The organism is Mesorhizobium sp. M1E.F.Ca.ET.063.01.1.1 (assembly GCF_003998155.1).
Classification (GTDB): Bacteria; Pseudomonadota; Alphaproteobacteria; order Rhizobiales; family Rhizobiaceae; genus Mesorhizobium.
In genome coordinates, this window is the sequence record NZ_RZSC01001673.1 from 1 (window position 1) to 420 (window position 420).

Here is a 420-nt window from a genome sequence, read left to right on the forward strand (position 1 = left end):
GCCGTGAAAGCGGCAATGATCGGTCCAGCAGGCGACGGGCGACCGGCATTCGCCAAGGCGTGCTTGACAATTCAATAACTAGCGAGTTATGAGTTAATTCATAGCCGACGGGTTATTGATCGAGGCAGGCAATGTGGCCCAAAGGCCGTCCAGCCTGCGACGGTGTCGGCGAACCAAAAAAGCCCTGGAGAAACCAGGACCTCCGGATGCTGAGCGCCCGGGGTTTGCGAGAACACGACCGAAGGAGGCCATTGTGCAAGCACGACTGAAGAACCCCGTAATGCTCATCCCCGGCGCGCTGCAGGCGCTGCTGGCGCTGGACAAGTCGACCGAGGCGGCCGACGTGCCTTATGTGACGCGCAAGCTCGTCCACCTGCGCGCCAGCCAGATCAACGGCTGCAGCGTCTGCGTCGACATGCA

At 61.2% G+C, this 420-nt stretch carries 1 protein-coding gene; it reads left to right on the plus strand.

Annotated elements, in window-relative coordinates:
* Positions 1-280: 280 nt before the first annotated feature.
* Positions 281-420 (plus strand): carboxymuconolactone decarboxylase family protein (locus EOA29_RS40360; RefSeq protein ID WP_245468885.1); only part of this gene is annotated, 140 nt, incomplete at its 3' end.